Below are 23,288 nucleotides of genomic sequence, written 5' to 3'. Positions count from 1 at the left end.
CTTGCGGTTAAAATCGGGCTCATTATAACGGGTCTTTTCCCCACCACACGGCGAGCCTTGCATGCCTTTACCCCAGCGAGCGAAAAACTGATGTCCACCCCTTGGCATGTGCTCGGCGCCGGCAGCCTCGGCACCTTGTGGGCCACGCGCCTGGCCCGGGCCGGACGGCCGGTGCGGCTGATCCTGCGTGACGCGGCGCGCCTGCGCGACTACGAAGCGACCGGCGGGCTGACCCTGGTGGAGCACGGCGAACCGGCCACCTGGGCCGTGCCGGCGCAGACGCCGGATCACCCGGAGCCCATCCGGCGGCTGCTGGTGGCGTGCAAAGCCTATGACGCCGAAAGCGCCGTCGCCCGCCTCGCCCCGCGCCTGGCGCCGGACGCCGAGCTGATCCTGCTGCAGAACGGCCTCGGCAGCCAGGAAGCGGTCGCCGCCCGGGTGCCGCATGCGCGGTGCATTTTCGCCTCGAGCACCGAAGGCGCCTTCCGCGACGGCGACTGGCGCGTGGTGTTCGCCGGCCATGGCTACACCTGGCTCGGCGATGCCGCGCATCCGGTGGCCCCGATCTGGCTGGACGACCTCTGCGCCGCGAAGATCCCCCACGAGTGGAGCACCGACATCCTCACCCGCCTGTGGCGCAAACTGGCGCTCAATTGCGCGATCAATCCCCTGACGGTGCTGCACGACTGCCGCAACGGCGGCTTGCAGCAGCATGCCTGCGAAGTCGCCACCCTGTGCGCCGAGCTGACCGACCTGCTGGAGCGCTGCGGCCAGCCGGCCGCCGCCGACAACCTGCAACAAGAGGTCGAACGGGTGATCCAGGCCACGGCCGCCAACTTCTCCTCGATGCACCAGGACGTGACGAACCGGCGCCGCACCGAGATCAGCTACCTGCTGGGCCACGCCTGCAAAGCCGCCGAGCGGCATAGGCTGAACCTGCCCCACCTGCATCAGTTGCAGCAGCGCCTGATCACCCATCTGCAACGCCTCGGATTGCCCGGCGATTGAGCAGCGGCTACGCTGGCCACTTGTTCCTTTGCTGCGATAAACCCGATGCCATTGCGCCAGCGCCTCGAAAACCTGCCGGTCGGCCAGAAACTGCTGGCCGCCCTGCTGGTGCTGTTGACCACCGTCCTGCTGGTCGCCAACCTGACCTTCATCAGCGCCGCCTACTACATTTCCCAGGAAAGCATGGCGCCCCAGGCGTTGCAGACCATCGGCCGGCTGGTGTCGAACCCGGCCCTGGTGGCCGAGGCCCTGCAATCGCCGCAAAGCGCCGAACGGCTGCTCAAGGAGCTCGACAGCTATTCGCCGCTGCGCGCCGCCGCCCTGTATGACGGCAAAGGCGAACGCATCGCCCAGGTGCAGCGCGGCGACAAGCTCAGCCTGCCCGAGCGCTACCGGCACATCGAAGCCTGGCAACTGACCGAGTTTCGCAGCAACCAACTGATCACCCTGCCCCGCCCCGGCGCGGCCCCCGGCCACCTGCTGCTGGTGGCCAGCAGCGAACTGCCGGTGGCGTTCTACACCGGCACCCTCACGGCCAGCCTGGGCATCCTGATCTTCAGCGTGCTGCTGTGGCTGGTCATCGCCCGGCAGATCAAGCGCCTGATCACCCGGCCGATCCACCAGCTCGAAGAGCTGTCACGCCAGGTGACCCGCGAAGAGAACTACGCCCTGCGCGCCTCCCGGGGCAACCACGACGAGATCGGCAGCCTGGCCGAGGCGTTCAACACCATGCTGTCGCGCATCGAGGCCCGCGAGCAGCAGCTCAAGCGCGCCCGCGACGACTCCCAGGCCGCCTACGACCAGGCCCAGGGCCTGGCCGAGGAAACCCGCCACACCAACCGCAAGCTGGAACTCGAAGTCCAGGTGCGCAGCAAGATCGAAAAGAAGCTCACGGGTTTCCAGAACTACCTCAACAGCATCATCGACTCCATGCCCTCGGCGCTGATCGCCCTCGACGAACAGCTCTACGTGACCCAGTGGAACCAGGAGGCCAGCGCCCTATCCGGCACGCGGCTGGACGAAGCGCTGAACCAGCCGATCTTCCTTGCGTTCGAACCGCTCAAGCCGTTCCTGCCGCAGCTCAAGCAGACCGTCGAGCAGCACACCGTGGCGAAGATCGAGCGGGTGACCTGGCTCAAGGACGACGAGCCCAAGCACTACGCCCTCACCTTCTACCCCTTGATGGGCGGCGCCGGGCGCGGCGTGGTGATCCGGATCGACGACATCACCCAACGCCTGTCGCTCGAGGAAATGATGGTGCAGTCGGAGAAGATGCTGTCGGTCGGCGGCCTCGCCGCCGGCATGGCCCACGAAATCAACAACCCGTTGGGGGCGATCCTGCACAACGTGCAGAACATCCGCCGGCGGCTGTCGGCGGACCTGCCGAAGAACCTCGAGCAGGCCGAACTGCTGGGCCTGGAACTGGAGGCGGTCAACCGCTACCTGCAGAACCGCGAAGTGCCGCAACTGCTCGACGGCATCCAGCAGGCCGGCGCCCGGGCCGCGAAGATCGTCACCCACATGCTCAGCTTCAGCCGCCGCAGCACCCGGCAGATGGCCCCGTGCGACCTGCCGGCGCTGATCGACCAGGCCGTGGAGATCGCCGGCAACGACTTCGACCTGGCCATCGGCTTCGACTTCAAGGGCCAGGCGATCGTCCGCCAGTTCGACCCGGCGCTCGGCCCGGTGCCGGGCACCGCCAACGAACTGGAGCAAGTGCTGCTCAACCTGCTGAAGAACGCCGCCCAGGCCATCCACCAGCGCGAGGACGACCGCGAGCCGGGCCGGATCACCCTGCGCACCCGACTGAACCCGCCGTGGGCGGAGATCCAGGTCGAAGACAACGGCATCGGCATGAGCGAGAACGTGCGCAAGCGCACCTTCGAGCCATTCTTCACCACCAAGGAAATCGGTCAGGGCACAGGGCTTGGGCTGTCGGTGTCGTACTTCATCGTCACCAACAACCACAAAGGCCAGATGGAAGTGCAGTCCACGCTCGGTCAGGGCACCTGCTTCACCCTGCGCCTGCCGCTCGTGCAACCGACCGCCAATGCACCCGAACTGAATCAGATAGCGAGGTAAACCATGGGCTTTCGCCTGTCGAAGATCTACACCCGCACCGGAGACAAGGGCGAGACCGGCCTGGGCGACGGCCGTCGCGTGCCCAAGGACCACCCGCGGATCGAGGCCATCGGCGAAGTCGATTCGCTGAACAGCCAATTGGGCGTGCTGCTGGCCGGACTGATCGCCGAACGCGAAAAATGTCCGGGGCTCAATGAGCTGATCGAAGTGCTTGCGCCCTGCCAGCACCGGCTGTTCGACCTCGGCGGCGAACTGGCGATGCCGGCGTACCAGGCGCTGGACACGGCGGAGGTGGAGCGCCTGGAGGCCGCCATCGATGTCTGGAACGAAGAGCTGGGGCCGCTGGAGAACTTCATTCTGCCCGGCGGCTCGATGCTGATCGCTCAGGCCCACGCCTGCCGCAGCCTGGCCCGCAGCGCCGAGCGGCGGTGCCAGCACCTCAATGCCGTGGAGCCGCTGGCCGGCGTCGGGCTGGCGTACATCAATCGGCTGTCGGACTTGCTGTTTGTGGTGGCGCGGCTGATTGCCCGCCGCCAGGGAATCGCTGAGATCCTTTGGCAGCCGGCGGCCAAGCCTTCAGGGCAGTAACACCAGGCAGGAAGCCATCGCCAGCAGGCTGGCTCCCACAGGGTTCTGCGGTGAACACAGAGGCTGCATTCAACCGAGGTGGGAGCCAGCCTGCTGGCGATGAGGCCGGCAGGTTCACCGCAAGCTCAAGCCTGCGGCCAGAACGCCCGGATCCCCGCCACACCCTGGGCCCCGACGCCCCAGGCCTTCTCCCGCTCCGCAGGGCCGACGCCACCCAGCAGGAACACCGGTTTGCTGAAGCCCTCGATCAACGCTTGGGCCTGTTCCCAGCCCAGCGGCTGCGCGTCCGGATGGGTCAGGGTCGGCTGCACCGGCGACAGGGTCACGAAGTCCACGCCCATCTGCTCGGCCAGCGCCAGCTCTTCGGCGTTGTGACAGGAGGCCGCCAGCCAGCGGTTGGCCGGCAGCGGACGCCCCGCCGCCGCGTGCTTGCGCAACTGCGCGGCGGTGACATGCCAACCGGCGGAGGGGAAATCCCCCAGCCATTCGAACGGCCCCTTGAGCATCAGCTGCGCCTTGCCGGCGCACAGCCCTACCGCATCCACCGCCAGATCGCGGTACTTGGGGTCGTAGCCGTTGGGCGCGCGCAACTGGATCAGTTTGATCCCGCCGGCGATGGCCTTCTGGATGCCCCGCAGCAAGGCCGGGGTCTCCAGGCCGTCCGGGGTGATCAGGTATTCGCCGGGCAACCGCGCCGCCGCGACGATCGGCTGGTTGGCCGCCGGGAACTCGTAGTTCGAAAGCTCCCGGGCCGTCACCCAGGCCAACGGCTGGCCTTCGGCGCCGTGGGGCTCGCCGGTGAAGGCTGCGACTTCCCAGACATCCAGCAGCACCTGCTTGTCCGGATAGTCGTGGCGCACCTGGATCAGCGGGCGCGCGTGGCCGACCACAATCCCCAGCTCTTCGCGCAGTTCGCGGGCCAGCGCGGCCTCGACGGATTCGCCGTCCTCGACCTTGCCGCCGGGGAACTCCCACAACCCGCCCTGATGCTGGTTGTCCGCCCGTTTGGCGATCAGGATCTTGCCGCTGCCGTCTCGGATGACGGCCGCAGCGACGTGTACACGTTTCACGACTGCAACTCCTCAAGGCCCGCCTTCTGCCAGGCCTGGAAGGCCGGCCATCGGTAGACCGTTTCAACATAGGCTTCGTCCGCCGCCGGCAGGCTCACCTGATAGGTGCGCAGGCGCACGGCGATCGGGGCGAAGAACGCGTCGGCCAGGCTGGCGCGGCCGAACAGGTAGGGACCGGTTTGCGTGGCCGCGGCGCGGCACTCGGCCCACAGCGCGAGCATGCGCTCGATGTCGGCCTTCACTTCCGGCGGCACCGGGTTCAGCGGCGCGTCGTGGCTCAGGTCGAACGGCATGTGATTGCGCATGGCGAAGAAACCGCTGTGCATCTGGGCGCAGGCCGAACGGGCCTGGGCGCGGGCGGCGACATCGGCGGGCCAGAGCTGCGCCGCCGGGAACTGCTCGGCCACGTACTCGGCGATGGCCAGCGAGTCGGCGATGGTGCCGTGGGGTGTCTTGAGCAGCGGCACCTTGGCGGTCGGCGAATGCTGGAGCAGACGCTCGCGGGTATCGGGCTTGCCGAGCTTGACCAGCTCTTCGGTGTAGTCCGCACCGGCCAGCTCAAGGGCCAGGGCGCCGCGCAGGGACCAGGAGGAAAGCAGTTTGTCGCCGATGATCAGGTGCAGGGACATGGTGGGGCGCCTTTTCGTCAGTGGAAAACTTCGGGACGTTCTGTGCCGGGCCGCCGTCATCGCCAGCAACGCGGCTCCCACAGGATCGGCATTCACAGAATGTCCGTTGCGGGAGCCAGCCTGCTGGCGATGGCAGCAACGCGGCTGCGAATCAGGTGCGGTATTCGGCGTTGATCTTCACGTACTCGTGGGACAGGTCGGTGGTCCAGATCGTTTCGCTGCAATCGCCGCGGCCCAGTTCGATGCGGATGGTGATCTCTTCACGCTGCATCACCGCCGCGCCTTGGGCCTCGGTGTAGGTCGCGGCACGGGCGCCGCGGCTGGCGATGCACACTTCGCCGAGGAACACGTCGATCTTGCTCACGTCCAGGTCCGGCACGCCGGCACGGCCCACGGCCGCCAGGATGCGGCCCCAGTTCGGGTCGGAGGCGAACAGCGCGGTCTTGATCAGCGGCGAGTGGGCCACGGTGTAGCCGACGTCCAGGCATTCCTGATGGTTGCCGCCGCCGTTGACTTCGACGGTCACGAACTTGGTCGCGCCTTCGCCGTCGCGCACGATGGCCTGGGCCACGTCCATGCACACTTCGAACACCGCCTGCTTGAGCTTGGCGAACAGCTCGCCCTCGGCCCGGGTGATTTCCGGCAGCGCGGCCTTGCCGGTGGCGATCAGCATGCAGCAGTCGTTGGTCGAGGTGTCGCCGTCGATGGTGATGCGGTTGAACGACTTGTTGGCGCCGTCCAGCATCAGGCTCTGCAGCACCTCGCGGGAGACCTTGGCGTCGGTGGCGATGTAGCCGAGCATGGTCGCCATGTTCGGCCGGATCATGCCGGCGCCCTTGCTGATGCCGGTCACGGTGACGGTCACGCCGTCATGCTGGAACTGGCGGCTGGCGCCCTTGGGCAAGGTGTCGGTGGTCATGATGCCGGTGGCGGCGGCTTCCCAGTTGTTTTCCGACAGGTCGTCCAGGGCGGCCTGCAGAGCGCCTTCGATCTTCTCGACCGGCAGCGGCTCACCGATCACGCCGGTGGAGTACGGCAGCACCAGGCTGGCGTCCACGCCGGTCAGCTCGGCCAGCCTGGCGCAGGTGCGCTCGGCGGCGGCCAGGCCCGGCTCGCCGGTGCCGGCGTTGGCGTTGCCGGTGTTGGTCAGCAGGTAACGCACCGGATTCTTCACGCGCTGCTTGGCCAGGATCACCGGCGCTGCGCAGAAAGCGTTCAACGTGAACACGCCGGCCACGGTGGAGCCTTCGGCACAGCGCATCACGACGACATCCTTGCGCCCCGGGCGCTTGATGCCGGCCGAGGCGATACCGAGTTCAAAACCGGCAACCGGGTGCAACGTTGGCAAAGGACCAAGACCAACAGCCATGAATGCGCTCCTCAATCAGTAATGTCAGCACCGCCACACGGAAAAGCGGCGGGATAAATGGCAAAACGCCGCGACGGCTGATGCCGGTCGCGGCGCGGGTATTTCAGCGATTGAAACGGGTTTTACTGGATCTGCCCGTGGCAATGCTTGAACTTCTTGCCCGAACCGCAGTAGCACAGCTCGTTGCGGCCCAGTTTCTGCTCGTTGCGGACCGGCGCGGCGGCGAGGGCCACGTCGACCTCTTCACCCATTTCTTCCGGCTGCGCTTCCAGGCCTGGCGCCTCGGCGTGCTGGAACTGCATGCGGGCGGCCAGCGCTTCGGCTTCCTGACGCAGGCGGGCCTCTTCCTCGGCCGGGTCTTCGCGGCGCACCTGAACGTGCGACAGCACACGGATCGAGTCGCGCTTGATCGAATCCAGCAGTTCGGAGAACAGCGTGAAGGACTCGCGCTTGTACTCCTGCTTCGGGTTCTTCTGGGCATAGCCGCGCAGGTGGATGCCGTGGCGCAGGTGATCCATGGTCGACAGGTGGTCTTTCCACAGGTCGTCCAGCACCCGCAGCACGATCTGCTTCTCGAAGGAACGCAGGGCGTCGGCGCCGGCCTGGTCTTCCTTCTCGTTGTAGGCGGCGACCAGCTCGTTCAGCAGCTTCTCGCGCAGGGTCTCTTCGTACAGGTGATCGTCTTCGTCGAGCCATTTCTGGATCGGCAGCGATACGCCGAAGTCGCTCTGCAGCGCGGCTTCCAGGCCGGCCACGTCCCACTGCTCCGGCAGCGACTGCGGCGGGATGTGGGCGCTCACGGTGGCGTTGAGCACGTCCTGGCGGAAGTCGGCGATGGTCTCGCCGACGTTGTCGGCGGCCAGCAACGTGTTGCGCATGTGATAGATCACTTTACGCTGCTCGTTGTTGACGTCGTCGAACTCCAGCAGTTGCTTGCGGATGTCGAAGTTGCGGCCTTCGACCTTGCGCTGCGCCTTTTCGATGGCGTTGGTCACCATGCGGTGCTCGATCGCCTCGCCCGGCTGCATGCCCAGGGCCTTCATGAAGTTCTTCACCCGGTCGGAGGCGAAGATGCGCATCAGGCTGTCTTCCAGCGACAGGTAGAAGCGACTGGAACCGGCATCGCCCTGACGGCCGGCACGGCCACGCAGCTGGTTGTCGATACGGCGGGATTCGTGACGCTCGGAAGCGATCACCTGCAGGCCGCCCGCCTCCAGCACTTGCTGGTGACGCTTCTGCCAGTCGGCCTTGATCTGGGCGATCTGCTCGGGGGTCGGGTTTTCCAGCGAAGCGACTTCCACTTCCCAGTTGCCGCCCAACAGGATGTCGGTACCGCGACCGGCCATGTTGGTGGCGATGGTCAGCGCGCCCGGACGACCGGCCTGGGCGATGATTTCCGCTTCCTTCTCGTGGAACTTGGCGTTCAGCACCTTGTGCTCGATGCCTTCTTTCACCAGCAGGCTGGACATGTGCTCGGACGTTTCGATGGTGGCCGTACCGACCAGCACCGGACGGCCGGCCGCCATGCTTTCCTTGATGTCGTTGACGATCGCCGCGTATTTCTCTTCGGCGGTCAGGAACACCAGGTCGTTGTAGTCCTTGCGGGCCAACGGCTTGTTGGTCGGGATCACGATCACCGGCAGGTTGTAGATCTGATGGAACTCGAACGCTTCGGTATCGGCCGTACCGGTCATGCCGGACAGTTTGGTGTACAGACGGAAGTAGTTCTGGAACGTGGTCGAGGCCAGGGTCTGGCTTTCGGCCTGGATGTTCAGGTTTTCCTTGGCTTCGATGGCCTGGTGCAGGCCCTCGGACAGGCGGCGGCCCGGCATGGTGCGGCCGGTGTGCTCGTCGACCAGCACGACCTGGCCGTCCTGCACGATGTACTCGACGTTGCGGTGGAACAGCTTGTGCGCACGCAGGCCGGCGTAGACGTGAGTCAGCAGGCTCAGGTTGTGCGCCGAGTACAGGCTCTCGCCTTCGGCCAGCAGGCCGATGCTGGTCAGCTGGTCTTCGATGAACTGGTGGCCGGCTTCGTTGAGTTCGACCTGACGGGTCTTCTCGTCAACGGTGTAGTGGCCTTCCTGGGTGACTTCGCCTTCGACTTCCTCGACGTGCAGCTTGAGTTTCGGGATCAGCTTGTTGATCTCGATGTACAGCTTGGAGCTGTCCTCGGCCTGACCGGAGATGATCAGCGGGGTACGGGCTTCGTCGATGAGGATGGAGTCGACTTCGTCGATCACGGCAAAGTTGAGTTCGCGCTGGAATTTCTCTTCCATGCTGAACGCCATGTTGTCGCGCAGGTAGTCGAAACCGAATTCGTTGTTGGTGCCGTAGGTGATGTCGGCGGCGTAGGCCAGACGCTTTTCCTCAGGCGGCTGGAACGGCGTGACGATACCGACGGTCAGGCCGAGGAATTCGTACAGCGGACGCATCCAGTTGGCGTCGCGGCGGGCCAGGTAGTCGTTCACCGTCACCACGTGCACGCCCTTGCCGGACAGCGCGTTGAGGTAGACGCCCAGGGTGCCCACGAGGGTCTTGCCCTCACCGGTGCGCATTTCGGCGATCCGGCCTTCATGCAAGGTCATGCCGCCGATCAGCTGAACGTCGAAGTGACGCATGCCCATGACGCGCTTGCCGGCTTCGCGGGCGACCGCGAACGCTTCGGGCAGCAGCTTGTCGAGGGTTTCCCCTTTGGCGATGCGGTCCTTGAACTCGGCAGTCTTGGCGCGCAGTTGATCGTCCGAGAGGGCGACCATCTTCTCTTCGAAGGCATTGACGAGTTGCACCGTCTTGAGCATGCGTTTGACTTCACGCTCGTTCTTGCTTCCAAAAAGTTTCTTTAACAAAGGCGCAAACATATCGGCAGGATCTTCCACACTAAAGGGATGGAGGGCGGCCCCGTGAGTCGCCCGTGCAGCCCTCATGGCCGCATGCGAACGAGCATTCTACCCGGAAACGGTGGTGAGGAAAGTGGCGATGTTCCACGATGCTGGCACTGCGCTTTGACGGGGCTCACTTAAAATAGGGGCGTTTTGCTCGACTTCAAGCCGTACGGCGCTCGAGTCAGTCGTTGATTTAAGGGGCAAAGCAGGGGCAAAAGCAATGGGGCGAGTGCGTGAGCCGCTCCTGATGACCTTCCTGTTAACATAGTGCCCTCGTCAATTTCGGTGTTCGATCATGGCATTTCGCCCGCACACAGCCAAGGCACCCGCTGTCCTGCTTCGCGAAGCCAGGCCGCTGAAGGCCATCCTCAACCACGCCCAACGCCTGGGGCACCTGCAGCGCCTGCTCGAAACCCAGTTGCAGCCGGCCGCCCGCGAGCACTGCCATGTGGCCAAGTGGCGTGAAGGGGATTTGTTGCTGATTGTCACCGACGGCCATTGGGCGACCCGCCTGCGCTATCAGCAAAAACGCCTGCAACGGCAATTGCTGATGTTCGACGAGTTCGCCGGATTGACGCGGATACTGTTCAAGGTGCAGCCACCGACCGTCCAGCGCGGGACGACCGGACACAGCGTCGACCTGTCGACGGATGCGGCGGCGACCCTTCAGTCCACCGCCGAGGGGATCAGCGACCCGAACCTTCGGGCGGCGCTGGAGCGGCTGGCGGCGCACGCCAAGACCAAGGGCTGACCGCCGCCCTGCCGACGCAGCTCAGCGCCGCTTGCTGCCGCCCAGCAAAGAGCCCATCAGGCCGCGCACCAATTGCTTGCCCAACTGGTTCGCCGCCTGGCGCATCGCCGATTTCAGCGCCTGCCCCGCCGCCGTGCCGAGGAACTCCCCGGCGCGGTCGGCCAGGCTCGGTTCCTCCGCCGCCGGTTTGCCCGGCGCCGTTTCGGCCTCCGGCGCCAGTCCCTTGCGGCCCATCAGGATCTCGTAGGCCGACTCACGGTCGATGGGCTTGTCATAGCGGCCCTTGAACGGCGATCCGCCGATCAGCACGGTGCGTTCGGTCTCGGTCAACGGTCCGATCCGCGATTGCGGCGGCGCCACCAGCACGCGCTGCACCGTTTCCGGGGTGCCTTTTTCCTGCAAGGTGCCGACCAGCGCTTCGCCGATGCCAAGCTCGGTCAGCACCGTCAGGGTGTCGAACGCAGGATTGGGCCGGAAACCGTCCGCCACCGCCCGCAGGGACTTCTGTTCCTTGGCGGTGAAGGCCCGCAGGCCGTGCTGGATGCGCAGGCCCAACTGCGCCAGCACATCGTCCGGCAGGTCGCCCGGCGACTGAGTGACGAAATACACCCCGACGCCCTTGGAGCGGATCAGCCGCACCACCTGCTCCAGCCGTTCCTGCAAGGCCTTGGGCGTATCGGTGAACAGCAAGTGCGCCTCGTCGAAGAACAGCGCCAGCAGCGGCTTGTCGGCGTCGCCGCGCTCGGGCAACTGCTCGAACAGCTCAGCCAGCAGCCACAGCAGGAAGGTGGCGTACACCTTCGGCGCCTCGTGCACCAGGCGGCTGGCGTCGAGCAGATGAATGCGCCCGCGCCCGTCGGCCGCCGGCTGCAGGATGTCTTCAAGCTGCAGCGCCGGCTCGCCGAACAGGGCTTCGGCGCCCTGCTGCTCCAGCGTCGCCAGACGCCGCAGCAGCGCCTGGCTTGAACCGGTGGTGAACAGCGCCGCGTCCTCGCCCAGCAGTTGCGGGTTGTCCTTGAGGTGGTTGAGCAGCGCCTTCAGGTCTTTCAGGTCCAGCAACAGCAGCCCTTCGCGGTCCGCCACCTTGAACGCCGCGTAGAGCGCCGACTGTTGGCTGTCGGTGAGTTCCAGCAGGCTGCCGATCAGCAGCGGGCCCATTTCGCTCAAGGTGGTGCGCAACGGATGACCGGACTGGCCGTGGATATCCCACAGCGTCACCGGATAGGCCTGAGGGGTGTGGTTCAGCCACGGCATGTCGGCGATGCGCTCGGCGACCTTGCCCTGGGGGTTGCCGGCCGCGCCGAGGCCGCACAGGTCACCCTTGACGTCGGCGGCGAACACCGCGACCCCGGCGTCGCTGAACGCTTCGGCCAGGCGCTGTAAGGTGACGGTCTTGCCGGTGCCGGTGGCGCCGGCCACCAGGCCGTGGCGGTTGGCCAGGCGCATGGCCTGGGCGATCGGTTGCCCGGCGAGATCGGCGCCGATTACGAGTTGCAGAGAGTCAGGCATTTTGTCACCTAATGGTTAATCTTTGATTCTGCATGGCCGATATATAAAGGCGAGAGACCCGGCCACAAGCCGGGTCTGACATTTCCCTAAGGAGAGACGGAAATATCAGCTTACTTTCACCCTTGCCCATTCTGCGCGCTTCCATAAAAGCACGTCCTGGACATTAAGACCTTAGCGGAACCCCAAGCCATGAACAAAAACCTGCGCTTCAGCCATAAAATCCTGCTTGCCGCCGCCCTCATCGTCATCGCCGCCTTCGCCTCGTTCACGCTGTACAACGACTGGCTGCAGCGCAACGCGATCCGCGAGGACCTGAACAACTACCTCAACGAGATGGGCGAGGTCACCGCCGGCAACATCCAGACCTGGCTCAACGGTCGCATCCTGCTGATCGAGAACGCCGCACAGAACATCGCCATCAACCCGGAACCGTCGACGGTCGCCGGCCTGCTGGAACAGAAAGCCCTGACCTCCACCTTCATGGCTTCCTACCTGGGCGATGCCACCGGCCACTTCACCATCCGCCCGGATGCCAAGATGCCGGACGGTTTCGACCCGCGTGTCCGCCCCTGGTACAAGGGCGCCGAAGGCAGCAGCACCTCGACCCTGACCGAACCCTACATCGACGCGGCCACCGGCCAACTGATCATTTCCATCGCCACGGCTTCGAAGAAGGCCGGCCAGAGCGTGGGCGTGGTCGGCGGCGACCTGAGCCTGCAAACCCTGATCGACACCCTCGCCGCCCGCGACTTCGACGGCATGGGCTATGTGTTCCTGGTCAGCGCCGACGGCAAGATCCTGGTGCACCCTGACAAAGCCCTGGTGATGAAATCGCTCAAGGAAGCCTACCCGCAGGACACCCCGCGCATCAGCAGCGACTTCAGCGAAGTCACCGTCGACGGCAAGACCCGCATCGTCACCTTCACCCCGATCAAGGGCCTGCCGTCGGTGAACTGGTACATCGGCCTGTCGGTGGACAAGGACAAGGCGTTCTCGATGCTCAGCCAGTTCCGCACCTCGGCCGTGATCGCGACCGTGATCGCGGTGGCGATCATCATCGCCCTGCTCGGCATGCTGATCCGCATCTTGATCCAGCCGCTGCACGTCATGACCCGCGCCATGGAAGACATCGCCGACGGCGAAGGCGACCTGACCAAGCGCCTGACCATCCAGAACCAGGACGAGTTCGGCGTGCTCGGCACCGCGTTCAACCGTTTCGTGGAGCGCATCCACGGTTCGATCCGCGAAGTGTCCTCGGCCACCGGCCAGGTCAACGAAGTCGCCCTGCGGGTGGTCGCGGCGTCCAACTCGTCGATGTACAACTCCGACCAGCAGGCCTCGCGCACCAACAGCGTGGCCGCCGCGATCAACCAGCTCGGCGCCGCCGCCCAGGAAATCGCCCGCAACGCCGCGCAGGCCTCGACCCAGGCCAGCGACGCGCGCAACCTGGCCGAAGACGGCCAGCAGGTGGTGGACCGCAGCATCAAGGCGATGAACCAGCTGTCGAGCATGCTCAGCGCCTCGAGCACCAACATCGAATCGCTCAACAGCAAGACCGTGAACATCGGCCAGATCCTGGAAGTGATCACCAGCATTTCCCAGCAGACCAACCTGCTGGCGCTCAACGCCGCCATCGAAGCGGCCCGTGCCGGCGAGGCAGGCCGCGGTTTCGCCGTGGTGGCCGACGAAGTGCGCAACCTGGCGCACCGCACCCAGGAGTCGGCGCAACAGGTGCAGACCATGATCGAGGAGCTGCAGGTCGGCGCCCGGGAATCCGTCAGCACCATGAGCGACAGCCAGCGCCACAGTCAGGACAGCGTGGAGATCGCCAACCAGGCCGGCGAACGCCTGAGCAGCGTGACCCAGCGCATCGGCGAGATCGACGGCATGAACCAGTCGGTGGCCACCGCCACCGAAGAGCAGACCGCCGTGGTGGAGTCGATCAACGTCGACATCACCGAGATCAACACGCTGAACCAGGAAGGCGTGGAAAACCTGCAGGCCACCCTGCGCGCGTGCTCGGACCTCGAGCAGCAGGCGGCGCGGCTCAAGCATCTGGTGGGCACCTTCCGCATCTGAGGCGCCTTCACGGCCCTGCCCGCGATCGCGGCGGCAGGCCGGCTCCCACAGTTTTTTGCGCCAGGCACAGAATCTGCCGAATCCGCAATGCCCTGTGGGCGCTGGCTTGCCAGCGATGGGGTCGGGATCATCGACACCGTTGGCGACCGATCCGCCGCTCCCACAAAATACTGCGAGCCAGCCTGCTGGCGATGACGTCAGCCGATACTCCGCCAGCCAGTTGCTTCCACAGGTTGTGGGGCACCGCAAACCACTGCGGCGCTAACGCTCCGCCGACTTGCCCTCAGGCTCACCGCTCTGCGCCTCCTCATCCTTGAGCCGCTCCCACAGCTCAGCCGCGCCGGGAAACTCCGTCCCGTCCTCCGGGCCCATGTCATCCGGGTCGTAACGGGCCAGGCAGCCCTCCCCCAACGTCGCGGGCGCTTTTGAAGTGGCTTTGTCCAGTGGATCGCTCATGGGCATGTCCTCGGGGCTCGAACGGATGCTGCGGATAAAAAAAATGGCCTGGACGATTGAACGCCCAGGCCCTTCCTTTTTCAACCGGCGCCTGTCGGTCCGGTCAGAACACCACAGTCTTGTTGCCGTGCACCAGCACGCGGTCTTCCAGGTGATAGCGCAGGCCGCGGGCCAGCACCATCTTCTCGACGTCACGGCCGAAACGCACCATGTCTTCGATGCTGTCGCTGTGGCTGACGCGCACCACGTCCTGCTCGATGATCGGGCCGGCGTCCAGCTCTTCGGTCACGTAGTGGCAGGTCGCGCCGATCAGCTTCACGCCACGCAGCGAGGCCTGGTGGTAAGGCTTGGCGCCGACGAACGACGGCAGGAAGCTGTGGTGGATGTTGATGACCTTCTGCGCGTATTCGCTGCACAGCTCCGGCGGCAGGATCTGCATGTAGCGCGCCAGCACCACCACGTCGGCTTCGTGCTGGCGGACCAGGCGCGAGACTTCGGCGAAGGCCGGCTGCTTGTCCTGCGGGTTCACCGGCACGTGGTAGTAAGGGATACCGTGCCACTCGACCATGCTGCGCAGGTCGTCGTGGTTGGAGATCACGCAGGCGATCTCGCAGTCCAGCTCATCGCTGTGCCAGCGGTGCAGCAGGTCGGCCAGGCAGTGGGACTCGCGGCTGGCCATCAGCACCACGCGCTTTTTCTGCTCGGTGTCGGTGATGCGCCAGTCCATCGAGAACTCTTCGGCGATCGGCGCGAACTTCTCGCGCAGGGTTTCGATACCGAACGGCAGGGAGTCGGCACGGATTTCGTGACGCATGAAGAACCAGCCGACCTGATTGTCCGAGTGGTGGCTCGCTTCGGTGATCCAGCCGTTGTGGGACGCCAGAAAGTTACTGACTTTGGCAACGATGCCAACGCGGTCCGGGCAGGAAATCACCAACCGAAAGGTGCGCATGAGGGGGAAACTCCAGAACTTCGCAAAGGCGGCCATTCTAGCGACTGTGCGCAAAAACTGCAGTATTGATGACCGCCCGGTCCGTTTCCGGGGGCGGACGGGACGCTCGACGCCGCTTGCCGTCAGGGGGCGCCGGCGCAAAAGCCATGGGCGAACGGATGACAGCGAATATCGCTGAAGACTGCATCACATTATTTAACCAAATATTCAATTCAGGCCTTTTCATCGAAACTAATTCAAATAAATGGTCCGGTTAAATGTTTACTTGATGAAACAGCCTGACTATTATTGCCGCACTGTCCCTGCCACCCAGCACTCCTACATAAGGTAGTAACCATGTCCTTGATCAACGAATACCGCGCCACCGAAGAAGCCATCAAAGAGCTGCAAGCCCGTCTGCAGAACCTGTCGCAAGACGACAAACTGCAAAAAGAACTGGAATTCGAAGGCAAACTGCGCGCCCTGATGGGCGAGTACTCCAAGTCCCTGCGCGACATCATCGCGCTGCTGGATCCAGAGTCCAAAACCAAGGCCCCACGCGGCGGCTCAGTCAAAACTACCGGCACCAAGCGTGCACGCAAAGTTAAACAATACAAAAACCCGCACAACGGTGAAGTCATCGAAACCAAAGGCGGCAACCACAAGACCCTGAAAGAGTGGAAAGCCAAGTGGGGCGGTGACGTGGTCGAGAGCTGGTCCACCCTGCTGGGCTAAGCTGTAACCCCCGTCGCAGACACGTCCGCGGCACACAAAAAAACGCCAGCATCCGCTGGCGTTTTTTATGCCTTCAATTTTATGGGGGCTTGTCCGGATTCACAGGTTCAAACGTTTGCGCAACACCTGGACATAATCCTGCCATTGCGCGAGCACCGCATTCTGCTCAGGCGTCGCACTAAGCGCCCATTGCCCCATGGCGTCGGCAAATGATGTCAGGGTATTGGGAGCCCCCCATCCGCTGTCCGACAATCGCTGCCGGCAGAATTCCGTCCAGCGTTGTTGCTCTTCGGAATTCAACGTTTGCGGAAAGTTGCGTGCTCGATATCGAAACAACAACTCCGGCAAACGTTCATCATCGAAAGGCCATTGTTCCTGCGCCAATTGCGCAGGGTCCGCCGCCCTCACTTGTTCACATAGACGCCGGTCACGGTCGCCGATAAATCCGTCGTACAACTGTTGTTCCGGATCTTCGCTCGGGATGAATTCCTCACTGGCGTAAATGGCCGGGATCTTATCTTTCCAAACTTGCTGTGCGTCACTTAGCCGCAAGGCACGGGCCTGATACAACGCCATGTCCAGCCCGAGCCGTTGTTGATCTTCGGCACGCAATACCGACATCGGCGCCACCACCGGACAGCGGTTGATGTGGATCTGCTTGAGCGGCACCGGCAGTTCGCCTTCGGCCAGGTCTTCGCGGCGGGTGTACAGGCGCCGGCGCAGGGTCTCGGCATCCAGATCCAGCAGCCCCTGCGGATCGAGGTGCAGGTCGCAGACGATCAGCGCGTTGCGGTTGCGCGGATGCCAGGCCAACGGCAGCACCACGCCCACATAGTGCCGCGCCGCCGAGAAGCGGCCGGAGATGTGCACCATCGGCTGCATCAGGCGGATCTGATCCATGACCTTCTGTTTGCTGCGCAGCTGGAACAGCCAGTCATACAGTTTCGGCTGTTTCTCGCGGATCAGCCGCGCCAGGGCGATGGTGGCGCGCACGTCCGACAGCGCTTCGTGGGCATGCCCGTGGTCGATGCCGTTGGCGGCGGTCAGGCGTTCGAGCTTGAGCGTCACCCGCCCTTCGTCGTCGGTGGGCCATTCCAGGCCGTCCGGACGCAAGGCGTAGGCGGTGCGCACCACGTCGATCAGGTCCCAGCGGCTGTTGCCGCCCTGCCATTCCCGGGCATAGGGATCGAAGAAGTTGCGGTACAGGCTGTAACGGGTCATTTCATCATCGAAGCGCAGGGTGTTGTAGCCCGCGCCGCAGGTGCCGGGCGCCGCCAGTTGCGCATGCACCCGGGTCATGAAGTCGGCTTCGCTCAGGCCATCGCCGGCCAGGCGGCCGGGCGTGATACCGGTGATCGCGCACGCCGCCGGATGCGGCAGGATGTCGTCGCCGGGCCGGCAATAGAGGTTGACCGGCTCGCCGATCTCGTTGAGCGCGTGGTCGGTGCGGATGCCGGCCACCTGCAGCGGGCGGTCGCTGCGCGGGTTGATGCCGGTGGTCTCGTAGTCGTACCAGAAGATGGAAGTCACGGGGTGTTCCTGAACTGAAGATCGGCGAAGTCTAGGCGCTCGACCGTCGTCACGACCAGCGCGGCATCATTCGGGCACATTTCGCGGCGCGGTGTGCAATACATAGTTATGTCGTTTTCCCCCAAGAGGCTGCTAGCATCGGACGCACTCGTATCCCCATTCGGCGACATCTCAGGTAGCCCATGTTCGAGCCTTCAGCACCGCCAAGGAAAGCACCGCTGGTTACGCCGCAGGACACCCGGCATCAGGTCGAGACGCCGGAAGGCATCGACCTGCCCTTGCGCCCGGCCGGGCTGCCGGTGCGCGCAGTGGCGTTCGCCATCGACCTGGCCCTGCGGGGAGCGGCGCTCGGCGTGCTGTTCATGGTGCTCGCGGCGCTGGGCAGGCTCGGCATGGGGCTGGGTTCGCTCCTGCTGTTCGGGGTGAGCTGGTGGTACATGGTGCTGTTCGAGGTGCTGCGCCAGGGCCGTTCGCCGGGCAAGCAATGGATGGGCCTGCGGGTGGTGCACGACGACGGCACGCCGGTCGGCTGGTCGGCCTCGCTGCTGCGCAACCTGCTGCGCGTCGTCGACCTGATGCCCTTCGGCTACTTCCTCGGCGCCCTCAGTTGCCTGCAGCACCCGACCTTCAAACGCCTGGGCGACATCGCCGCCGGCACGCTGGTGGTCTACGGCGAAACCCCGCCACGGGCTCCGTCATTGCCCGAGGCAGTTCCCCGCCGTTGTCCGGTGCCCCTCACCTTGGGCGAGCAACGGGCCCTGCTCGGTTTCGCCGAACGCCAGGGCGAACTGTCGCCGGCACGGGTCAACGAACTCGCCGCCCTGCTCGCACAGCCGCTGCACATCAGCGCACCGAAGGCGGTCGGCGAGCTCAACGGCATCGCCCGCGGCCTGCTGGGCCCGACATGAAGCAGAGCCTCTTCGAAAACCGCCACAAGGCCGAATGGGAGCGTTTCGCGCTGGCGCTCGAACGCCTGGAGCGAGGCAAGGACACCTCGCAGGTGGCCGGCTTCCCCAAGGCCTACCGCCGGCTCTGCCAGCACCTGGCGCTGGCGCAGGAGCGGGGCTACAGCAGTTTCCTGATCGACTCGCTGCAGCAGCAGGCGCTGCGCGGCCATCAGCAACTGTACCGCCAGCGCAGCCGGGCCGGCGCCGGCCTGGCGGGGTTCGTCCTTGCCGGGTTTCCCCGCACGGTGCGCGATGAATGGCGGTTCGTGCTGACCGCCGCCCTGCTGTTCTTCGTCAGCCTGATCGGTTTCGGCGTGCTGGTGCGGCTGTTCCCTGACCTGGTGTACACCCTGATTCCCGCCGACCAGGTGCGCGAGGCGCAAAGCATGTACGACCCGGCCGCCGGCCATCTCGGGCGGCCGACCGAACGGGCGGCCAGCGAAGACTGGGTGATGTTCGGCTACTACGTCATGCATAACATCGGCATCGCCTTCCAGACGTTCGCCGGCGGTCTGCTGCTCGGCCTGGGCAGCGTTTTCTACCTGGTCTACAACGGCCTGTTCATCGGCGCGGTGGCCGGGCACCTGAGCGCCATCGGTTTCGGCCAGCCGTTCTGGTCGTTCGTGGTCGGTCACGGCGCCTTCGAGCTCACGTCCATCGCCCTGTCCGGGGCGGCGGGGCTGAAGCTGGGCTGGGCCTTGGTCGCCCCTGGGCGCCTGACCCGCGGCGAAGCGCTCCGGCACGCCGCGCGCCAAAGCGTGTCGCTGGTGTGCGGGGTCATGCTGTTCCTGCTGATCGCGGCCTTCATCGAGGCCTACTGGTCGTCGCGCGCCACCGTGGCGCCGCTGACCAAGTACGGGGTCGGCGCGGGGCTTTGGGCCGTGGTGGCCGCCTACCTGCTGTTTGCCGGAAAGGCCCGCCATGCGCCTGAGTGACGCCACCGTGGCGATCCGTCCGCGCTCGACCTGGGAAGCCATGGATCTGGGCGTGCTGATGAGCCAGCGACACCGGCGCCTGCTGATGACCAGCTGGGCCCTCGTCACCTTGCCGGTGTTCGCCCTGCTGAGCCTGTCGCTGTGGCGTTCGCCGTCGCTGGCCCTGTTCATTTTCTGGTGGCTGAAGCCGGCCTACGAACGCTTGCCGCTGTACATCCTCTCCAAAGCCTTGTTCGGTGAAACGCCGACCCTGAAACAGGCCCTGCGGGAATGGCCGCGCCTGCTCAAGCCGCAGTTGCTCGCCAGCCTGACCTGGCGCCGCCTGAGCCTGAGCCGCAGCTTCCTGCTGCCGGTGGTGCAGCTCGAAGGCCTGTCCGGCAGCGCGCGCCAGCAGCGTCTGCGAGTGCTGCTGCAACGCAATGCGGGGGCGGCGCAGTGGCTGACGATCATCGGCGTCCATCTCGAAACGGCGCTGTGGATCGGCCTGATGGTGGTGTTCTACCTGCTGCTGCCGCAACAGGTGGAAACCGATTGGGACTGGCAAAGCCTGATCCTGGCCGCCGACCAGGACTGGCTCTGGCTGGAACACCTGACCAACGCCTTCTACGCCCTGGTGCTGGTGGCGTGGGGGCCGGTCTACGTGGCCTGCGGCTTCAGCCTTTACCTGAACCGGCGCACCGTGCTGGAGGCCTGGGACATCGAACTGGCGTTCCGGCGTCTGCGCCAGCGCCTGAGCAGCATCGCACCGATCCTGTTGCTGGCGTTCGCCTTGCAGTTGCCGGCCCCGCCGACCGCCCGGGCAGAACCGGCCGACGCCCCGGAGGCACCGCGCCTGCTGCACCAGCCTCTCACCAGCCAGGCCTCCCGCGATGACATCAAGGCGTTGCTGGAGCAACCGCCGTTCAAGAACCCGGAAACCGTCACCCGCTACCGCTTCGGCGACGATCCCGAACCGTCAGAAAACGCCCGCGAAGGCGGCGTGCCGCAATGGCTGGAAACGCTGTTCGACTGGCTGGACGGCCGGCATTTCGACGGCCTGGCGCAATTGATCGAAGTGCTGTTGTGGGGCGCCTTGTCGGCCGCGCTCGGCTGGCTGATCTGGCGCTATCGCGATTGGCTTCAGGCATTTGCCGGCCGTCGTCCGAAGATGCCGTCACGCCCGCAGAGCCCCGTACCGCAGCAGGCCTTCGGCCTCGACCTGAATCAGGAAACGCTGCCCGACGACATCGCCGCCAGCGCCGAACAGCTTTGGGCCACCCAACCCCGGGCGGCGCTGGGCCTGCTCTACCGGGGCCTGCTCAGCCATCTGCTGCACGACTTCGGCCTGACGCTCAAACCCGCCGACACCGAACACCAGGTGCTGACACAGATCGAGCGGTTGCAGCGTCCGGACCTGCTCGCGTTCAGCCGCAGCCTGACCGGGCACTGGCAGAACATGGCCTACGGGCACCGGTTGCCCGCCACGCACCTGCAACAGGAACTGTGCGACGGCTGGCGCACCCTGTTCGGCCCGGGGGCCGCGCGTTGAACCGGCGCGCCGTGAGGCTGGCCGGCGCATTGGCCATCGCCCTGCTGGGCGCGCTGTGCCTCTACCTGTACCTCAAGGCCGAACCCTACCAGAGCGTGATCGACCACGGCCCCTCACCCGCCGCGCAGGCCAATCCTTACCTCGCGGCGGAGCTGTTCCTGCGCGGGCGGGGGCTGTCCGTCAGCCATGCCGAAAGCCTGGATGCCTTGCCCGGCATCGACCCGCGCCGGCACACATTGCTGCTGTTCGGCGACCGTTCGAACATGACCCCGCGCCAGGTCGATCAAACGCTCAACTGGGCCCGCGCCGGCGGGCGGCTGGTGTTCGTCGCCGAGTCGCTGTGGGACGAACGCAGCGGCCAAAGCAACGACCTGTTGCTCGACCGCGTGCAACTGCACCAGTCGCTGAGCAAGGATCTGAAAGAACCTGCGCCGGATCCGGCGGACGACCCCTACCCCGACTTGACCAAGCTGTACCTGGAAGACGAAGACGCCCCGGCCTACATCGGTTTCGACACCGACTTTCATCTGGAAGACCCGAAGAACCTGGCCCAGGCCTGGGCCAACAGCGGCAGGGCCACCCACATGATGCAACTGCCCTACGGTGTCGGCACGATCACCGTGGTCACCGATGCCGAGCTCTGGAAAACCCCGGACATCGCCCGGTACGACAACGCCTGGCTGCTCTGGTACCTGAGCGCCGACACCTCGGTGACCCTGCTGTTCAACACCGTTCGCGAGGGGCTGCCGTCCCTGCTCTGGCGCCACTTCCCGCAAGCCATCGTGGCCCTGTCGGCCCTGATCCTTTTGTGGCTGTGGCACGCCGGTGTCCGCCACGGGCCGGTCCTGGCGCCCGCTCCCGGCGGACGCCGGCAATTGCGGGAGCATCTGCGCGCCAGCGCCGGTTTCATCCTGCGCCACAACGGTCAGCGAACGCTGCTGCAAGCCCTGCAACAGGATGTGCTGCGCCGGGCCCGACGCCGGCACCCGGGCTTCGATCAATTGAACGTGGCCGAGCAATGGCTGGCGCTGTCGCGCCTGACCCGACAGCCGACCCGCGCCATCAGCCAGGCCCTGAGCCCGGTGCGCAAGCAACGCCTCTCCAGCGCCGAATTCAGCCGGCAGGTCGCCCACCTGCAATCCTTGAGGAACGCCCTATGAACGAACAGACCGAGCCCGGCGCCGTCAGCCATGCCGCCCAGCAACGCCAGCGGGCCAGCCAGTTGGCCCAGGCGGTGCGCAACGAACTGCAGAAGGCCCTGATCGGCCAGGACCGCGTGATCGACGATGTGCTGACGGCCCTGATCGCCGGCGGCCACGTCTTGCTCGAAGGCGTGCCGGGGCTCGGCAAGACCTTGCTCGTCCGGGCCCTGGCCAAGACGTTCGGCGGCGAGTTCGCGCGCATCCAGTTCACCCCGGACCTGATGCCCAGCGACGTCACCGGGCACGCGGTGTACGACCTGCAGACCGAACAGTTCAAGCTGCGCAAGGGGCCGCTGTTCACTCACTTGCTGCTGGCCGACGAGATCAACCGCGCGCCGGCCAAGACCCAGGCCGCCCTGCTGGAGGCCATGCAGGAGCGCCAGGTCACCCTCGAAGGGCGGGCCCTGCCCATCGCGCAACCGTTCATGGTGCTGGCCACCCAGAACCCCATCGAGCAGGAAGGCACCTACCCGTTGCCGGAAGCCGAACTCGACCGGTTCATGCTCAAGGTGCGCATGGACTACCCGGACGCCGACCAGGAACTGGACATGGTGCGGCAGGTCACCCGCTCCAGCCGTGCCGACATGCTCGACGTGCAGCCGCTGCGCACCGTGCTGCAGGCCAAGGACGTCCAGGCCCTGCAGCGCATCGCCAGCGACCTGCCGCTGGATGACCAGGTGCTCGACTACGCCGTGCGCCTGGCCCGCAGCACCCGCAGCTGGCCGGGCCTGAGCCTCGGCGCGGGGCCCCGGGCCTCCATCGCGCTGGTGCGCTGCGGCCGCGCCCGCGCCGTGCTGCGCGGCGCCGAGTTCGTGGTCCCGGATGACATCAAGGGCTGTGCGCTGGCGGTGCTGCGCCACCGGGTGCGCATCACCCCGGAGCTGGACATCGAGGGCCTGCAAGTGGATCAGGTGCTCCAGCAACTGCTCGACCAAGTGCCGGCGCCGCGCCTGTGAGCATGCCCATCCCGCGTGTGGTGAAGGCGCTTACTCCCGCTCGGCTGCGCAGCGGTCGCATAACCGTCCCGCTGAGTCGTCACGCCTATTCAGGTCTG

The 23,288-nt window shown here is 65.6% G+C and carries 19 protein-coding genes and 1 pseudogene; 12 read left to right on the top strand and 8 right to left on the bottom strand.

Annotation, left to right across the window (positions count from 1 at the left end; translation table 11 throughout):
• Positions 1 to 90: 90 nt before the first annotated feature.
• From KVG96_RS03510 to KVG96_RS03500, 3 genes are read left to right on the top strand one after another with little or no spacing between them, the layout of a single operon-like run.
• Positions 91 to 1,008: a putative 2-dehydropantoate 2-reductase gene (locus tag KVG96_RS03510; RefSeq protein ID WP_217890838.1), complete on the top strand. Its 918-nt coding sequence runs from the start codon at positions 91 to 93 to the stop codon at positions 1,006 to 1,008.
• A gap of 45 nt (positions 1,009 to 1,053) precedes the next feature.
• The gene (locus KVG96_RS03505) at positions 1,054 to 3,090 is read left to right on the top strand and encodes a sensor histidine kinase (RefSeq protein ID WP_217890837.1); all 2,037 of its coding nucleotides are present in this window, start codon (positions 1,054 to 1,056) and stop codon (positions 3,088 to 3,090) included.
• Between the two features lie 3 nt (positions 3,091 to 3,093).
• The gene (locus tag KVG96_RS03500; RefSeq protein WP_217890836.1) at positions 3,094 to 3,678 is read left to right on the top strand and encodes a cob(I)yrinic acid a,c-diamide adenosyltransferase; all 585 of its coding nucleotides are present in this window, start codon (positions 3,094 to 3,096) and stop codon (positions 3,676 to 3,678) included.
• A 125-nt stretch (positions 3,679 to 3,803) separates the two neighbouring features.
• Here KVG96_RS03500 and KVG96_RS03495 read toward each other — a convergent pair whose 3' ends face one another.
• From KVG96_RS03495 to secA, 4 genes are all read right to left on the bottom strand, one after another.
• A complete protein-coding gene (locus tag KVG96_RS03495) occupies positions 3,804 to 4,748 on the bottom strand; it encodes a Nudix family hydrolase (protein WP_217890835.1) in 945 nt (314 codons plus the stop codon).
• Positions 4,745 to 5,377 (bottom strand): glutathione S-transferase family protein, encoded by a 633-nt coding sequence (locus KVG96_RS03490; RefSeq protein ID WP_217890834.1) that lies wholly within the window; start codon positions 5,375 to 5,377, stop codon positions 4,745 to 4,747. The genes KVG96_RS03495 and KVG96_RS03490 overlap by 4 nt, the downstream gene beginning before the upstream one ends.
• Before the next feature lie 151 nt (positions 5,378 to 5,528).
• Positions 5,529 to 6,746, bottom strand: a complete 1,218-nt coding sequence (gene argJ / locus KVG96_RS03485; protein WP_217890833.1) for a bifunctional glutamate N-acetyltransferase/amino-acid acetyltransferase ArgJ — start codon at positions 6,744 to 6,746, stop codon at positions 5,529 to 5,531.
• 122 nt (positions 6,747 to 6,868) lie between these two features.
• Positions 6,869 to 9,607 (bottom strand): preprotein translocase subunit SecA, encoded by a 2,739-nt coding sequence (secA, locus tag KVG96_RS03480; RefSeq protein WP_217890832.1) that lies wholly within the window; start codon positions 9,605 to 9,607, stop codon positions 6,869 to 6,871.
• Positions 9,608 to 9,926: 319 nt separating this feature from the next.
• Here secA and KVG96_RS03475 point away from each other — a divergent pair, with 319 nt between their 5' ends.
• Entirely contained in the window at positions 9,927 to 10,382 is a 456-nt protein-coding gene (locus KVG96_RS03475; RefSeq protein ID WP_217890831.1) for a DUF721 domain-containing protein, read from the top strand.
• 21 nt (positions 10,383 to 10,403) lie between these two features.
• On the opposite strand, the gene KVG96_RS03470 is transcribed toward KVG96_RS03475, so the two are convergent.
• Positions 10,404 to 11,891, bottom strand: a complete 1,488-nt coding sequence (locus KVG96_RS03470) for a helicase HerA-like domain-containing protein (protein WP_217890830.1) — start codon at positions 11,889 to 11,891, stop codon at positions 10,404 to 10,406.
• Between the two features lie 189 nt (positions 11,892 to 12,080).
• Between KVG96_RS03470 and KVG96_RS27750 the strand changes: the two are divergent.
• A pseudogene (locus KVG96_RS27750) lies at positions 12,081 to 13,112 on the top strand (HAMP domain-containing protein); the annotation flags it as partial.
• A 93-nt stretch (positions 13,113 to 13,205) separates the two neighbouring features.
• The gene (locus tag KVG96_RS27745; protein ID WP_371856095.1) at positions 13,206 to 13,970 is read left to right on the top strand and encodes a methyl-accepting chemotaxis protein; all 765 of its coding nucleotides are present in this window, start codon (positions 13,206 to 13,208) and stop codon (positions 13,968 to 13,970) included.
• 261 nt (positions 13,971 to 14,231) lie between these two features.
• Here KVG96_RS27745 and KVG96_RS03460 read toward each other — a convergent pair whose 3' ends face one another.
• Both KVG96_RS03460 and purU read right to left on the bottom strand, forming a co-directional pair.
• A complete protein-coding gene (locus KVG96_RS03460) occupies positions 14,232 to 14,426 on the bottom strand; it encodes a hypothetical protein (protein ID WP_217890829.1) in 195 nt (64 codons plus the stop codon).
• 103 nt (positions 14,427 to 14,529) lie between these two features.
• Complete coding sequence (gene purU / locus KVG96_RS03455) at positions 14,530 to 15,378, bottom strand: formyltetrahydrofolate deformylase (protein ID WP_085580412.1); 849 nt, start codon at positions 15,376 to 15,378, stop codon at positions 14,530 to 14,532.
• Positions 15,379 to 15,714: 336 nt separating this feature from the next.
• On the opposite strand from purU, the gene mvaT reads away from it, so the two are divergent.
• Complete coding sequence (gene mvaT / locus KVG96_RS03450; RefSeq protein ID WP_217890828.1) at positions 15,715 to 16,092, top strand: histone-like nucleoid-structuring protein MvaT; 378 nt, start codon at positions 15,715 to 15,717, stop codon at positions 16,090 to 16,092.
• 99 nt (positions 16,093 to 16,191) lie between these two features.
• Here the strand turns inward: mvaT and sbcB are convergent, their stop codons facing one another.
• On the bottom strand, positions 16,192 to 17,622 hold the full coding sequence (gene sbcB, locus KVG96_RS03445; protein ID WP_217890827.1) for an exodeoxyribonuclease I: 1,431 nt from the start codon (positions 17,620 to 17,622) through the stop codon (positions 16,192 to 16,194).
• Positions 17,623 to 17,804: 182 nt separating this feature from the next.
• Between sbcB and KVG96_RS03440 the strand changes: the two genes are divergently transcribed.
• Genes KVG96_RS03440 through KVG96_RS03420 form a run of 5 tightly spaced genes read left to right on the top strand, consistent with a single transcriptional unit; the run spans position 17,805 to position 23,190 of the window.
• On the top strand, positions 17,805 to 18,530 hold the full coding sequence (locus tag KVG96_RS03440; RefSeq protein WP_217890826.1) for an RDD family protein: 726 nt from the start codon (positions 17,805 to 17,807) through the stop codon (positions 18,528 to 18,530).
• Positions 18,527 to 19,504 (top strand): stage II sporulation protein M, encoded by a 978-nt coding sequence (locus KVG96_RS03435; protein ID WP_217890825.1) that lies wholly within the window; start codon positions 18,527 to 18,529, stop codon positions 19,502 to 19,504. Before KVG96_RS03440 ends, KVG96_RS03435 begins: the two co-directional genes overlap by 4 nt.
• Positions 19,491 to 21,032 (top strand): DUF4129 domain-containing protein, encoded by a 1,542-nt coding sequence (locus KVG96_RS03430; protein WP_217890824.1) that lies wholly within the window; start codon positions 19,491 to 19,493, stop codon positions 21,030 to 21,032. Before KVG96_RS03435 ends, KVG96_RS03430 begins: the two co-directional genes overlap by 14 nt.
• Positions 21,029 to 22,192, top strand: a complete 1,164-nt coding sequence (locus KVG96_RS03425) for a DUF4350 domain-containing protein (RefSeq protein WP_217890823.1) — start codon at positions 21,029 to 21,031, stop codon at positions 22,190 to 22,192. Before KVG96_RS03430 ends, KVG96_RS03425 begins: the two co-directional genes overlap by 4 nt.
• Positions 22,189 to 23,190 (top strand): AAA family ATPase, encoded by a 1,002-nt coding sequence (locus KVG96_RS03420; RefSeq protein WP_217890822.1) that lies wholly within the window; start codon positions 22,189 to 22,191, stop codon positions 23,188 to 23,190. Before KVG96_RS03425 ends, KVG96_RS03420 begins: the two co-directional genes overlap by 4 nt.
• The last annotated feature ends 98 nt before the right edge of the window (positions 23,191 to 23,288 follow it).

The sequence above is a fragment of the Pseudomonas ekonensis genome (genome assembly GCF_019145435.1).
GTDB classification, from domain to species: Bacteria; Pseudomonadota; Gammaproteobacteria; order Pseudomonadales; family Pseudomonadaceae; genus Aquipseudomonas; species Aquipseudomonas ekonensis.
Note: the sequence above shows the minus strand (reverse complement) of the source record. Positions and strands in the feature narration are given on the sequence as shown.